This is a genomic window from Candidatus Nitrosacidococcus tergens (assembly GCF_902810445.1).
In the GTDB taxonomy this organism is placed as follows: domain Bacteria; phylum Pseudomonadota; class Gammaproteobacteria; order Nitrosococcales; family Nitrosococcaceae; genus Nitrosacidococcus; species Nitrosacidococcus tergens.
In genome coordinates, this window is the sequence record NZ_LR778175.1 from 1,569,096 (window position 1) to 1,582,122 (window position 13,027).

15 protein-coding genes are annotated in these 13,027 nt (G+C 36.4%); 13 read left to right on the forward strand and 2 right to left on the reverse strand.

Annotation, left to right across the window (positions count from 1 at the left end):
* Nucleotides 1–10: 10 nt before the first annotated feature.
* Entirely contained in the window at nucleotides 11–1,474 is a 1,464-nt protein-coding gene (gene ubiD, locus NSCAC_RS07550) for a 4-hydroxy-3-polyprenylbenzoate decarboxylase (protein ID WP_197744201.1), read from the reverse strand.
* A gap of 210 nt (nucleotides 1,475–1,684) precedes the next feature.
* Between ubiD and smbP (NSCAC_RS07555) the strand changes: the two genes are divergently transcribed.
* From smbP (NSCAC_RS07555) to NSCAC_RS07565, 3 genes are all read left to right on the forward strand, one after another.
* Nucleotides 1,685–1,993 (forward strand): small metal-binding protein SmbP, encoded by a 309-nt coding sequence (smbP, locus tag NSCAC_RS07555; RefSeq protein WP_197744202.1) that lies wholly within the window; start codon nucleotides 1,685–1,687, stop codon nucleotides 1,991–1,993.
* Between the two features lie 613 nt (nucleotides 1,994–2,606).
* A complete protein-coding gene (smbP, locus tag NSCAC_RS07560) occupies nucleotides 2,607–2,912 on the forward strand; it encodes a small metal-binding protein SmbP (RefSeq protein ID WP_197744203.1) in 306 nt (101 codons plus the stop codon).
* 151 nt (nucleotides 2,913–3,063) lie between these two features.
* Complete coding sequence (locus NSCAC_RS07565; RefSeq protein WP_197744204.1) at nucleotides 3,064–4,434, forward strand: MBL fold metallo-hydrolase; 1,371 nt, start codon at nucleotides 3,064–3,066, stop codon at nucleotides 4,432–4,434.
* Between the two features lie 3 nt (nucleotides 4,435–4,437).
* Here NSCAC_RS07565 and xth read toward each other — a convergent pair whose 3' ends face one another.
* Nucleotides 4,438–5,211 carry an exodeoxyribonuclease III gene (xth, locus tag NSCAC_RS07570; RefSeq protein ID WP_197744205.1) on the reverse strand — a complete coding sequence of 258 codons (774 nt, stop codon included), beginning with the start codon at nucleotides 5,209–5,211 and terminating at the stop codon, nucleotides 4,438–4,440.
* A gap of 94 nt (nucleotides 5,212–5,305) precedes the next feature.
* Here xth and NSCAC_RS07575 point away from each other — a divergent pair, with 94 nt between their 5' ends.
* From NSCAC_RS07575 to prmA, 10 genes are all read left to right on the forward strand, one after another.
* Nucleotides 5,306–5,770, forward strand: coding sequence for a pentapeptide repeat-containing protein (locus tag NSCAC_RS07575; RefSeq protein WP_197744206.1), 465 nt, complete (start codon nucleotides 5,306–5,308; stop codon nucleotides 5,768–5,770).
* 21 nt (nucleotides 5,771–5,791) lie between these two features.
* Nucleotides 5,792–6,571 (forward strand): class I SAM-dependent methyltransferase, encoded by a 780-nt coding sequence (locus NSCAC_RS07580; protein ID WP_197744207.1) that lies wholly within the window; start codon nucleotides 5,792–5,794, stop codon nucleotides 6,569–6,571.
* A 92-nt stretch (nucleotides 6,572–6,663) separates the two neighbouring features.
* Nucleotides 6,664–7,008, forward strand: coding sequence for a DUF4389 domain-containing protein (locus tag NSCAC_RS07585; RefSeq protein ID WP_197744208.1), 345 nt, complete (start codon nucleotides 6,664–6,666; stop codon nucleotides 7,006–7,008).
* A 35-nt stretch (nucleotides 7,009–7,043) separates the two neighbouring features.
* Nucleotides 7,044–7,376 (forward strand): divalent-cation tolerance protein CutA, encoded by a 333-nt coding sequence (gene cutA / locus NSCAC_RS07590; protein ID WP_197744209.1) that lies wholly within the window; start codon nucleotides 7,044–7,046, stop codon nucleotides 7,374–7,376.
* On the forward strand, nucleotides 7,349–9,265 hold the full coding sequence (gene dsbD, locus NSCAC_RS07595; RefSeq protein WP_197744210.1) for a protein-disulfide reductase DsbD: 1,917 nt from the start codon (nucleotides 7,349–7,351) through the stop codon (nucleotides 9,263–9,265). Before cutA ends, dsbD begins: the two co-directional genes overlap by 28 nt.
* A 14-nt stretch (nucleotides 9,266–9,279) precedes the next feature.
* Entirely contained in the window at nucleotides 9,280–9,807 is a 528-nt protein-coding gene (locus tag NSCAC_RS07600; protein WP_197744211.1) for a TlpA family protein disulfide reductase, read from the forward strand.
* Between the two features lie 59 nt (nucleotides 9,808–9,866).
* The gene (aroQ, locus tag NSCAC_RS07605; RefSeq protein ID WP_197744212.1) at nucleotides 9,867–10,313 is read left to right on the forward strand and encodes a type II 3-dehydroquinate dehydratase; all 447 of its coding nucleotides are present in this window, start codon (nucleotides 9,867–9,869) and stop codon (nucleotides 10,311–10,313) included.
* A gap of 32 nt (nucleotides 10,314–10,345) precedes the next feature.
* On the forward strand, nucleotides 10,346–10,798 hold the full coding sequence (gene accB, locus NSCAC_RS07610) for an acetyl-CoA carboxylase biotin carboxyl carrier protein (protein ID WP_197744213.1): 453 nt from the start codon (nucleotides 10,346–10,348) through the stop codon (nucleotides 10,796–10,798).
* Nucleotides 10,799–10,802: 4 nt separating this feature from the next.
* Nucleotides 10,803–12,143, forward strand: a complete 1,341-nt coding sequence (gene accC / locus NSCAC_RS07615) for an acetyl-CoA carboxylase biotin carboxylase subunit (protein WP_197744214.1) — start codon at nucleotides 10,803–10,805, stop codon at nucleotides 12,141–12,143.
* Nucleotides 12,144–12,151: 8 nt separating this feature from the next.
* Complete coding sequence (gene prmA / locus NSCAC_RS07620) at nucleotides 12,152–13,027, forward strand: 50S ribosomal protein L11 methyltransferase (protein WP_197744215.1); 876 nt, start codon at nucleotides 12,152–12,154, stop codon at nucleotides 13,025–13,027.

Below are 13,027 nucleotides of genomic sequence, written 5' to 3' on the forward strand. Positions count from 1 at the left end.
CAGGAATCTCTTACAGTCCTAGCTGATTCCAAATATTATCTATCTTTTGCTTTACTTCTTTATTCATTGTAATTGTTTCTCCCCATTCTCTTGTTGTTTCTCCTTGCCATTTATGGGTTGCATCAAAACCAATTTTTGATCCTAATCCTGAAATAGGCGAAGCAAAATCTAAATAATCAATCGGAGTATTTTCAATAATGGTACAATCTCGCGCCGGATCCATACGAGTTGTCATCGCCCACACTACATCTTTCCAATCTCTAGCATTAATATCATCATCAGTCACAATCACAAATTTTGTATACATAAATTGACGCAAAAAAGACCAAACTCCAAACATAACCCGCTTTGCATGACCAGGATATTGTTTTTTTATTGTAATGACAGCCATTCGATAGGAACACCCTTCTGGAGGAAGGTAAAAATCAGTAATCTCTGGAAATTGTCGCTGTAGAATAGGAATAAAAACCTCGTTAAGTGCAACGCCTAAAATAGCTGGTTCATCTGGAGGGCGACCAGTGTAAGTGCTATGATAAATAGGGTTATGCCGATGGGTAATACGCTCTATGGTAAAAATGGGAAAAGACTCCACCTCGTTGTAATATCCCGTATGATCTCCAAAGGGACCTTCAGGGGCTTCTTCTCCAGGGTTAAGATAACCTTCTAATACAATTTCTGCACTGGCTGGGATTTGTAATTCACTGCCTAAAGAGGAGATAAGTTCTGTTTTTGAACCCCGTAATAAGCCTGCGAAAGCATACTCCGATAGAGTATCAGGAATTGGGGTAACTGCACTTAAAATAGTAGCAGGATCAGCACCTAGTACAACGACAATAGGAAAAGATTTTCCTGGATAAACTTGCTGCCAATCTTGATAATCTAAAGCTCCTCCTCGATGAGTAAGCCAACGCATAATCACTTTGTTAGGAGCAATTACTTGCTGGCGATAAATACCCATATTTTGTCGAGGCTTGTGGGGGCCTTTGGTGACTACCAAACCCCAAGTAATCAAAGGGGCTATATCTTTAGGCCAACAAGTTTGAATAGGAAATTTTCCTAGATCAACGGCTGATCCTTCAAGAACAACTTCTTGGCAGGGAGCTGATTTAACGATTTTAGGTGCCATATGTAGCACTTTTTTAAAGATAGGTAGATTTTCCCATACTTCTTTTATCCCTCGAGGAGGATTAGGGGCTCTTAGAAAAGCAAGTAATTCTCCTATTTCCCTAAGAGCAGATACTGAATTCTCTCCCATCCCAAGTGCTACTCTATGAGGAGTACCAAATAAATTACCAAGTACAGGTATAGAAGAGCCTTTTGTATTTTCAAAAAGCAGTGCTGGCCCTTCATTATTCAAAACCCGACTGCAAATTTCAGTCATTTCTAAGTAAGGGTCTATTTCTACCCGAATTCGTTTTAATTCTTTTTTCTTTTCTAATTTACTTAGAAAATCACGAAAATCTCTATATTTCATAACCTAAAAATACCATAAGAAAGCTAATATATTCTTAGAGATAACTAAAACAGTATACCTTTTTATAAGCAGTAAAAATACTACATCTTTTATTGATATACCATTATTTTTATACTAGACTTATTTAGGCCTATATAGAATTTTTCGCACTTTAGGTAAAGTGCAATAATTAGGCAGAGAATTTTCAATACTAATAGAGGGGTATAAGTTATGAAGAAACTTATTGGGTTAATTGCCGGTGTATTACTATCTTTTTCTGTATATGCAGGAAGTGGGCATTTAAGCGATGCAGTCGAGCATGCTAAAGCTGCATCTGGTGCTGCTAACTCAGAAGAAGTAACTGCCCATGCAACAGAGGCAATGAAACACGCTACAGCAGCTGATCAATCTAATCCACATGTTCAGGCTGGAGTAAAAGGCCTACAAGGCGCTATTGATCATGCAAAAGCCGGTCATACTGATATGGCAAAAAAATCAGCTGCTGAGGCTGTAACCCATTTAGAAGAGGCTGAAGAATAGTTATTTTTTCTTGATTTAGTTTTAGATGAGAAATGGCGGGAATAATCCCGCCATTTTTTTGATATATATATTAATAAAAAAATATTATTTAATCACTCTGATGCAACCGCAGATTTCATATTGAATGTACCTAATAAAAAGACAATCCAACTACCTTTACGGGCTATTCTGGTCAAGAATGCAATTTTCTGCAGTGATGGTACTTTTTTCTACTAGTTTATAGCTCGCAGCTTTGGTATTGTCTACCGCCAGATCAATCTCTACGCTGGTATTTTGGTTATTGTTAGTGTTTTTTATTGCTGTATCCAGAATTTGAACATCTACAACAGCCGACTTAAATGGTAGATGAGAAATTTCACGGAGTAAATATCTAGGAAATTATCTGGGTTGGTATAGGTGACTAGAGTACTACAACAAGCGCAATTTGCCAATTATTGGACTTCAGGCTACTTTCGATAGAGAAAATCACGAAAATCCCTTAAATAATCAGAACAGTATACCTTTTTATAAGCAGTAAAAGTACTATATCTCTTATTGATATATCATTATTTTTATACTAAAATAAATTAAATGTGTTTAGAATTTTTTGGCTCTAATAATAAAGGTATAAATTATGAAGAAACTTATCGGTTTAATTGCTGGTGTATTGCTATCTCTTTCTGTATATGCAACTGGTGGGCACGTAGCTGATGCGGTTGAGCATGCTAAAGCTGCAGCTGGTGCTGCTAACTCAGAAGAAGTGACTGCCCATGCAACAGAAGCAATGACCCATGCCAAAGCTGGAGGCGGCAATCCACATACTGTAGCTGGCATAAAAAGCCTACAAGATGCTATTGATCATGCAAAAGCTGGACATACTGATGCAGCTAAAAAAGCAGCTGCTGAGGCTGCAACTCATCTGGAAGCAGCTATAAGCTAATCCTTCTTAGATTTGAAAAATGAGAAATGGCGGGAATAATCCCGCCATTTTTGTAATATATACATTGAAATAGTGCATCATTCCTAGTTTGGTTTCTAAAAGATTTTTAACCTACGGATTTTATAATAGTATATAAATATAAAGGTGAGTTATGGAGCTTGGTTTTGAAACCATCGGTAATGCAATATTAATTTTTTATGATAAAAAACCTATTCTAACAACTGATCCGTGGATATCAGATAGTGCATATTTTGGTAGCTGGGGGCATTCTCATAAAATTCCTGATGAACAAAGAGAAGCTATTGAATTAAGCAAGTATATATGGCTATCTCATGGGCATCCAGATCATCTGGATTCTAAATCTCTAAGAGGCTTATCAAAGAAAAAAATATTGCTTCCTGATCATGTTGGATCTAGGATTGCGTATGATATGAAAGAACAGGGTTTCGATATTCATGTCTTAAGTGATAAGAAATGGTATCCGTTGTCCGACCGTATCAAGGTATTATGTATTGCTGATTGTAATCAAGATGCAATCCTTTTAGTTGATATTGGCGGAAAGCTTGTTTTTAACAAAAATGATGCAAATGATAATGGTTGGGAAAGCTATGTTCGTAAAGTTGTTAAGACCTATGATCAGAGCTTTTTACTTGCACTATCATCACGTTTTGGCGATGCCGATATGATTAATTTTTTCGATGAAGATGGAAATAGAATTCCTCGAACCGAAAATACGCCTAAGCTTGGGCAACGTAATGCGTGGAGAACTGAAGATATAGGTGCAAAGTTTTTTATCCCATTTAGTTCTATGCATTGTTTTCAACGTCGAGATTCAATATGGGCAAATGAACTACATACTAGCATTAATGATTATGCGGATGGATTCCAGTCAAAAACAGCAGAGTGTCTTTCAGCTTATATTCGCTATGATTGCTTAAACGATCGAGTTGAAAAAATTAATCCGGCAGAAAATCAAATTCAGGTACGTGAACCAGGAGAGTTTGGTGATCACTGGGATGAATTACTTGAGCCTGATGATATAAAAAAAGCTACAGTATATTTCAGTAAAATTGAGCACTTACATACAGTAGTAGATTTTATCAATTTACGTGTTGGAGGTCGAAACAATCACATTAAAATATCCGATCGTAAATCTACGAAAGGTATTACATTTGAAGCTCCTCGAGGCTCTCTTATGACTGCAATCAACTATGAAATATTTGATGATATGTTGATTGGAAATTTTATGAAAACTACCCTCCATGGAGATTGGGATGCACATGGGTTATATCCAGATTTTACACCCTATGTTGCAAAATATTCAGATAACGGACAAGCAAAAACAAAAGATGAGCTTAAAGAGTATATGGCAGCTTATCGAAGAAGAATGCCTATTGGGTGGTTAAAGAAGCAATTTGAATCTCAAGCTGAAAATATTTTCCGTTCCTGGGTTCCAGAAGAAGGAATTTTATATAAAAGTGCTAAAAAACTATATTGGTACTATAAACGATCTCTTCGCTAGACCTTAATTAAATAAGCAAACTACAGGGGCATGATCTGAAGGTCGATCTAACGATCTAGGCGTTTTGTCTATCTTACAATTATTGCAATAAGATTGTAGTGCTTTACTAATTAAAATGAGATCAATCCTCAATCCACGATTATAAACAAAACCATTTTTCCGATAATCCCACCAGCTAAAAGAATTTAGCTCTTGACTAAATAAGCGAAAACTATCACAAAAACCTAGATCTAAAATTCCCTTCAGTTGCTCTCTCTCTGTAGTGCTACATAAAATTTTTTCACACCACTGTGTTGGATCGTATACGTCATCATCTGTAGGGGCAATATTAAAGTCACCCAAAACAATTAACTTAGGATATTGGTATAGGGATTGTTCAAGATAATCTCTTATTTTCTTAAGCCAGTCTAATTTATAAAAATATTTTTCTGATCCTACCCTCTCCCCATTAGGGACATAGAGGTTGAGGATATAAATATCCTTATAGGTTGCACCTAAAATTCTTCTTTGAAGATCCTGTAAATTAGGGAGATCAGTGGTGATTTTTCCTAAAGGATTCTTACTTAGAAAAGCGACTCCGTTATAGGTTTTCTGCCCAGCGTAATAAGCTTGATACCCTATTTTTTGGAAATCTTGCCAAGGAAAACTTGCATCAATCACTTTCGTTTCTTGAAGTGCTAGAATATCGGGCTGATTAGTTTTTAACCAATCCAATACTTGAGAAAGGCGTACCCGAATAGAATTTACATTCCACGTAGCAATAGTGAACCTTGCCATCTTAATTTACAATAATCTTAATAATCGTTAATCGCTATAAAATAGTAGCCTGTATATATAGCACATTAAATCATTTGGTATACATGATAAGTTTATGGACTCTACATTAATTAAGGAAGAGGATCTTCAAATCCATCAAGATAAACTCGAATCTATTTTAACTAACCATGAAAAATGGCTTCAGTCCAATGGAGAAGAAGGAGAACAGGCAAAATTAGAGGGAATAATCCTTAGAGGTAGAGATCTTAGTGGAGTCAACCTTGAGCAGGCAGATTTAACATTAGCTTGTTTAGAAGGTACTAATCTATCAAACACAAATCTTAAAGGGGCTAATCTTATTTTAGCCTCGCTTAAAAGAGCTAATCTTACTAGTGCAAATCTCCAGGGGGCTAATTTGGATAGTACTAAGTTAAATGAAGCTAATTTACAAAATGCAAACCTTAATAGTGCTAATCTAGTATGGTGTGATTTATCTAACGCAAATCTTGAAAGAGCTAATTTCAAAAATGTAGTACTTGATCACGCTTGCTTAGACGGAGTGCAGGGCAATTTTATTTAAAATAATAAATAATCACTATTCATGGCAAATCATGGCTGTAAATTTCCTATCGAAATACAGCCTGAAAACCATGAACAAATAGTATTCGCTCAAAAGATAGCAAATCAAATACATCCCTCCATAGTTATACCCTCTACACAGCAACTATCAACTACAGCACTAACATTACTTGTTGGCTTTCAAGGTATTACCCTTTATTCTCCTTACTTAAAAGCAAGTATTAAAGTAGATTTTTTAAATGGAATAATAGGCTATCGTTGCAGACATAGCAGTAATAAAGAGCTTATAGCCCGTGCTGTTAAGCTTAAAAATATAAAAAATCCTAGAGTACTTGATATTACTGCAGGCTTAGGAAAAGATGGATTTATCCTAGCATCTTTAGGATACCAAGTTTCTATGGTGGAAAAATCCCCTATTGTACACTTGCTACTTGAAGATGGTTTAACACGTGCTAATCAAATACCAGAATTATCTGAAATTACCTGTAGAATTTTTAATATTTATAAGGATTCTATAGATTATATGCATCATATGGATAAACAAGATTATCCTGAAATTATCTATGTGGATCCTATGTTTCCGGAACGAAGTAAAAGTGCACTTGTCAAAAAAGAAATGCAACTATTACAAGATTTAGTGGGGGTAGATCAAAATGATCCTTTACTTTTAGAAGTTGCATTAGAGTATGCACAAAAACGAGTAGTTGTGAAACGACCCCGATTAGCACCTCCTATTAAAGGGCCTAGCCCGGGTTTTACCCTGCAAGGTAAAAGTATTCGGTTTGATATATATTTAATCTAGTATTGGGGTATATTTTATTTTTCCTTCTAAATTTTACTAATAGGATTGTTATACTATTACTATTGGTAGTATGAAACTTTGGAGTATAATTTATGACATATGAGAGTGATAAAATAGGTGATCTTACCAAAAGTTTGGTACAGAATTTAAAAAACACTGGCTTTTGGAAGCGTTTTTTATTCATGGCTATATTTGCTGCTGCCTATACCCTTGCTGCCGCAGTAGTATGTACTATCATTGCATTTCTTCTGGCTCATCATCTAGTCACTGGAAAAACTAATGAACGAGCGATTCAATTTGCAAGGCAGGTATCTGCCTACATTTATCACGTATTATTATATTTAACCTATAACACTGAGGAATTACCTTTCCCATACATGGATTGGCCTAATCCGGAGCATACGCCATCAGGAATAGGTAAATCTCCTGAATCCTAGTATCTAGATATTCAGCAACCGCTCTAGAGTATAAAATGGTAATTAATAATAAAAGTTACCAATTAGTTTTATCTACGTATCCTGATAGTGAGACAGCTAAAAAAACGGCTATCTCCCTAGTAAATGCACAATATGCAGCTTGTGTGAATGTTATTCCAAAACTAATTTCAATATATAAGTGGCAAGAAAAAATAAAATACGAAGAAGAGTGCTTGCTTTTGGTTAAATCTAGATCAGACTATTATTCATTAGTTGAAGAAATGATTAGGACGCAGCACCCCTATGATCTCCCTGAGATTATTGCGGTGCCTATTGAAGTAGGGTTAAATGGTTATCTTGCATGGATAGACAAAGCATTATCTCAGTAGTTATAAAAAAATTATCTCTTGTTTTTGCTTTATTGCTAATAGCAACTTCTTCGACAACAGCTAATTTGTTGGACCAATTAGGGTTGGGAAAATCAGAAAAACCCCCTCTACTTAAGCCAGAACAAGCTTTTATTTATAGTCCTAAGGTAATTGATGATCATACCTTAATGGCTCAAATTAATATCGTTGAGGGTTACTATCTTTATCGGGATAAATTTGCTTTTAAAATTTTAGATTCCCAAGGAATAGATATTACTGATATTTCCCTTCCAGAGGGAAAAACGAAAAAAGACCCTTTTATGGGGGTTGCAGAAGTTTATCCTGGTAAAATCGAAATTCAAATTCCAATTAAACTAAATCGTCAAAATTTAGAAGCAGAAGAAATTACTTTGGAATCTTCATTTCAAGGCTGTTCTGCAATCCATGGTATTTGCTACCCTCCGATCACAGAAAAAACACTCTTAGAGCTTCCGCTCAGTGCCAATAGAGAAATTAAGACAACCGATACAGAAAATCCTAGTTTAACTATAGAAAAGACTTTTGATCCTACTTCTGCTTTTTCTGATCAAGATCGCATTGCTCAATCCCTATTTCATAACCAGGGTTGGTTTACATTAGTAGCTTTTTTTGGATTTGGTCTATTACTATCCTTTACTCCTTGTGTATTTCCTATGATTCCGATTTTATCTGGAATTATTGTAGGCCAAGGTAAGCATATTACTACCAAGCGTAGCTTTATATTATCTCTAGCTTATGTGCTTGCTATGGCATTAACCTATACGGTTGTTGGTGTTATTGCAGGATTGGTAGGTAATAATCTACAAGCAACATTTCAACATCCAGCTATTCTTATGAGTGCAAGCTTAGTTTTTGTCTTACTAGCACTTTCCATGTTTGATTTATATCAGCTACAAATGCCCCTATACATTCAAAATCGCTTAAATCTCTTAAGCCAAAAACAGAAAGGAGGAACCCTACTAGGGTCTGGATTAATGGGGTTATTTTCAGCCTTAATCGTAGGTCCTTGTGTTGCGCCACCACTTGCAGGGGCATTAATTTATATTGGAGAAAGTGGTAATGCCTTATTAGGGGGATCAGCTTTATTTTCTTTAAGTATAGGAATGGGAACACCTTTGCTCATTTTAGGTACTTCAGGAGGAAAATTACTGCCTAAAGCAGGACCTTGGTTGCAGCCAATTAAATACTTTTTCGGTGTATTACTACTTGTGGTTGCTATTTGGCTTTTATCTCGTATACTCCCGCACCCGCTCATTATGTTACTCTGGGGTGCGCTCTTTTTAATTAGTGCAGTATATCTTGGTGCGTTAGAAGTGCTAAAAGCTAACGTAAATGGTTGGCGTAAATTTCGTAAAGGGATAGGTCTAATTTCCTTAGTTTATGGTATTTTGCTAATTATAGGTGCAGCAAGTGGTGAAGGTACCGAATGGCAGCCATTAAAAGGCCTTACTGCCGGAATATCTGGAACAGTAATTAGCTCAAACCCTAGAGAAAGTATTCAATTTCAGTCTGTTAAGGGTATTGATGAATTACAAGTGGCTCTAGATCAGTATAAAGATCGCTATATTATACTAGATTTTTATGCAGATTGGTGTGTAGACTGCAAGCGTATGGAGGTAACTACTTTTCAAGACCCTAAAGTAATTACCGCACTTAAAAATATAGTGCTATTACAAACTGATGTTACTGATTATGATGATAAAGATAAGGCACTACTTAAACAATTTTCGCTTTATGGGCCACCCTCAATATTATTTTTCACCCCTACAGGTACTGAATTGAAACAATATCGGATTATTGGTATCGCATCTCCAAAACAATTTTTATCTCAATTACGACAGGTAATATATCAAACTAATCAGAAAATCTAAAGAGAGGTTTTGTTTTGAATCAGATCGCACGTTGGCCGTTACTTTTAGTAGTCGCTTTGGTCGCTGGAATTAGTGGCTATATTGTAAACCAACTACATCAAGGCAAGGAACAATCTGTTATGATAGGCACTTACCGGCCTGATTTTCAGCTACCCGATGTAAATGGAATCCAACATAATATTAGTGAATGGGATCGGCAAGTAATCATTGTAAATTTCTGGGCAACTTGGTGTCCTCCATGTTTACGAGAAATCCCTAATTTTATTGAACTACAAAAGTCATTAGGAAACAAGGGACTCCAATTTATTGGCGTAGCTATTGATAAAATAGAATCGGTTAAACCTTTTGTTAAAGAACATAATATTAACTACCCTATCCTTATAGATGAAGGAGCAGATGCAATCGTATCTAAAAATTACGGTAATAGTTTAGATGTAGTACCCTATACTGTGGTTATAGATCAAAATGGAAAAATAATATATACCCATGCTGGTGAGTTAGATAAAAAAACTATTGAAGGTGTTGTATTACCCTTATTATAATGAGTAATCTTAATTCATAAAATCACCTCATATTTTGAGCATTTAATACTAAACCATCGATGGCACAATTACTTATTCTTCACGGACCTAATCTTAACTTATTAGGTGTTCGGGAACCTGATCACTATGGAGTAGTTACATTAGAGACGATTAATGCTTCTTTAGCCCATCAAGCAGTTAAAGCAGGTGTAGATATAGTGTGTTTTCAATCTAATGCAGAACATGAGCTAATTGAGCACATTCATAATGCAGTTAAAAAAAACACAAAATTTATTATCATTAATCCTGCTGCATTTACCCACACTAGTGTTGCATTACGAGATTCATTACTTGCAGCTGCCATACCTTTCATTGAAGTACATATATCTAATATCTATAAACGGGAAGAATTTCGTCACCACTCTTACTTTTCTGATATTGCAGAAGGAGTGATCAGTGGTTTAGGAGCAATGAGTTATGAGCTAGCTTTACAGGCTGCATTAACCTATATTTCCTCAAAAGTCTAAAAACTAATGCCTCTACATACTAAGAAAAGATTATGGATATAAAGAAGCTGAGAAAGCTAATTGAGTTATTTGACTCTTCTAATATTAGTGAGCTAGAAATTCATGAAGGAGAAGAGTCAGTTCGGATTAGTAAACATAGTGCGGTAATCCCTTCTGCACTACCGCCTGTTGTATCAGCTCACCCTCCTGCTTTAGAAGCGTCTCATTTAAATGAAGAAATAAGTTCGAAAAAAGAGGAAAGCTTACCTGAAGGGCATGTCATTAAATCTCCCATGGTAGGTACACTATATCGTTCTGCAACTCCTGGAGCAAATCCTTTTGTAGAAATAGGTTATCAAGTTTCATCCGGTGATGTGTTATGTATCATTGAAGCGATGAAGATGTTTAATCAGATCGAAGCAGATAAATCAGGTACAGTAGTTGCTATCCTTGTAGAAAATGGTCAGCCTATCGAGTATGGTCAACCCTTATTTATTATAAAATAGCCTAATGATTGATAAGGTTGTTATTGCTAATCGTGGTGAGATTGCGTTGCGAGTACTCCGGGCTTGTCGAGAGTTAGGCATTAAAACAGTTGCAGTTCACTCTGAGGCAGATCGAGAGCTTACTCATGTATTACTTGCTGATGAGACTGTATGTATTGGACCAGCAGCTTCTGCTCAAAGTTACCTAAATATACCAGCTGTTATCAGTGCAGCGGAAGTTACAGACACTACTGCTATTCATCCCGGTTATGGGTTTCTTTCTGAAAATGCTGATTTTGCCGAGCGGGTTGAACAAAGTGGTTTTGTCTTCATTGGTCCTCGTCCTGAAACTATCCGGCTCATGGGAGATAAGGTTTCTGCAATAAAAGCGATGAAATCTTCTGGAGTGCCCTGTGTACCTGGATCTGAAGGACCGCTCAGAGATGATAATAAAGAAAATCTTACCTTTGCCAGAGAAATTGGTTATCCAGTTATTATTAAGGCCTCTGGTGGCGGTGGGGGTCGAGGAATGCGCGTTGTTCATTCAGAAGCACATTTACTCAGTGCTATTTCTTTAACCAAAGCTGAAGCAGGGGCTGCTTTTGGCAATGATATGGTCTATATGGAGAAGTATTTAGAAAATCCTCGTCATGTGGAATTTCAAGTACTCGCTGACTCCTATGGAAATGTAATCCATCTTGGGGAACGGGATTGCTCTATGCAACGCCGTCATCAAAAAGTTATTGAAGAAGCACCAGCCCCTGGTATTACCGAAGAACAACGACAACAAATGGGAGCAATTTGTGTAGAGGCTTGTTTAAGAATTGGTTATCGAGGTGCAGGCACTTTTGAATTCCTCTACCAAGATGGACAGTTTTATTTTATAGAGATGAATACCCGGGTACAGGTTGAACACCCAATCACTGAAATGATTACTGGCGTAGATATTGTTCGAGAACAACTTAGAATAGCAGCAGGAGAGAAGTTAAACTATTCCCAAAAAGATATCAAAATCCATGGTCATGCTATTGAATGCCGTATTAATGCAGAGGATCCAAGAAGTTTTATTCCTAGCCCAGGCGAAGTCACTATGTATCATGCTCCCGGCGGACCTGGAATTAGAGTAGATTCTCACTTATATACAGGCTATACCGTCCCTCCATATTATGATTCGCTGATTGGTAAGCTAATTGCCCACGGTGAAACAAGAGAAATAGCAATTAGCAGAATGCAAATGGCTTTTATAGAATTGATTATTGAAGGGATAAAATGTAATGCACCACTCCATCAAGAAATTTTAAAAAATGGAAATTTTAAAGTAGGTGGTACTAATATTCACTATTTAGAGAATATGCTTGGAATGTAAGTGTTTTTATGCCATGGCTGGAAATTCAATTTAGAGAGGATTCCCATAAGGCACAGCAATTAGCAGATGCTTTAAGCGAGGTAGGTGCTGTAGCAGTTACTCTAACAGATGCGATAGAGCAGCCTATATTTGAGCCCCCACTTGGGGATATACCTTTATGGGCACTAACTTATATTAATGCTCTATTCCCTATTGGTACTGATCTGAATTTAGTATTAACCCATTTAAAACAAATTATCTCTTTCCCCTTACCTGTATATCAATCTAAAATCTTAGAGGATCAAAATTGGGATCAAGTATGGAGGGAGAATTTTAAACCTTTACGCTTTGGGCAACAGCTTTGGGTCTGCCCAAGTTGGCTGCCTATTCCAGAACCAGAGGCTATTAATATTATACTAGATCCAGGACTTGCTTTTGGTACAGGATCCCATCCTACTACAGCACTTTGCTTAGAATGGCTAGCTTCTACAGATATTAATCAGAAAAATATAATTGATTACGGATGTGGATCGGGAATTTTAGCAATTGCTGCTTTAAAACTAGGAGTAACTACTGCAATTGGTATAGATCATGATCCACAAGCATTACTAGCTGCTCAAGAAAATGCTACTCGCAATGGTGCAGATACTCACTTACAAGTTCTATTACCTTCGGAATCAATAACAATCAAAACTGATTTTTTAATAGCAAATATATTGCTTGCTCCTCTCGTAGAACTTGCCCCTAAATTTGCTCAACTTATTGTTCCTAAAGGTACACTTATCTTATCGGGAATTCTCCAATCTCAAATAAAATCTATCGTTCAAACTTATAATACTTGGTTTTCATTTGATCCCCCTTCTCTTAAGGAAGATTGGGCTTTATTGGTAGGACATCGTTTGTAA

Excerpts from the sequence above, each read along its gene's own strand:
- ubiD (WP_197744201.1), bottom strand. The coding sequence starts at position 1,474 with ATGAAATATAGAGATTTTCGTGATTTTCTAAGTAAATTAGAAAAGAAA.
- smbP (WP_197744202.1), top strand. The coding sequence starts at position 1,685 with ATGAAGAAACTTATTGGGTTAATTGCCGGTGTATTACTATCTTTTTCT.
- smbP (WP_197744203.1), top strand. The coding sequence starts at position 2,607 with ATGAAGAAACTTATCGGTTTAATTGCTGGTGTATTGCTATCTCTTTCT.
- NSCAC_RS07565 (WP_197744204.1), top strand. The coding sequence starts at position 3,064 with ATGGAGCTTGGTTTTGAAACCATCGGTAATGCAATATTAATTTTTTAT.
- xth (WP_197744205.1), bottom strand. The coding sequence starts at position 5,211 with ATGGCAAGGTTCACTATTGCTACGTGGAATGTAAATTCTATTCGGGTA.
- NSCAC_RS07575 (WP_197744206.1), top strand. The coding sequence starts at position 5,306 with ATGGACTCTACATTAATTAAGGAAGAGGATCTTCAAATCCATCAAGAT.
- NSCAC_RS07580 (WP_197744207.1), top strand. The coding sequence starts at position 5,792 with ATGGCAAATCATGGCTGTAAATTTCCTATCGAAATACAGCCTGAAAAC.
- NSCAC_RS07585 (WP_197744208.1), top strand. The coding sequence starts at position 6,664 with ATGACATATGAGAGTGATAAAATAGGTGATCTTACCAAAAGTTTGGTA.
- cutA (WP_197744209.1), top strand. The coding sequence starts at position 7,044 with ATGGTAATTAATAATAAAAGTTACCAATTAGTTTTATCTACGTATCCT.
- dsbD (WP_197744210.1), top strand. The coding sequence starts at position 7,349 with ATGGATAGACAAAGCATTATCTCAGTAGTTATAAAAAAATTATCTCTT.
- aroQ (WP_197744212.1), top strand. The coding sequence starts at position 9,867 with ATGGCACAATTACTTATTCTTCACGGACCTAATCTTAACTTATTAGGT.
- accB (WP_197744213.1), top strand. The coding sequence starts at position 10,346 with ATGGATATAAAGAAGCTGAGAAAGCTAATTGAGTTATTTGACTCTTCT.
- accC (WP_197744214.1), top strand. The coding sequence starts at position 10,803 with ATGATTGATAAGGTTGTTATTGCTAATCGTGGTGAGATTGCGTTGCGA.
- prmA (WP_197744215.1), top strand. The coding sequence starts at position 12,152 with ATGCCATGGCTGGAAATTCAATTTAGAGAGGATTCCCATAAGGCACAG.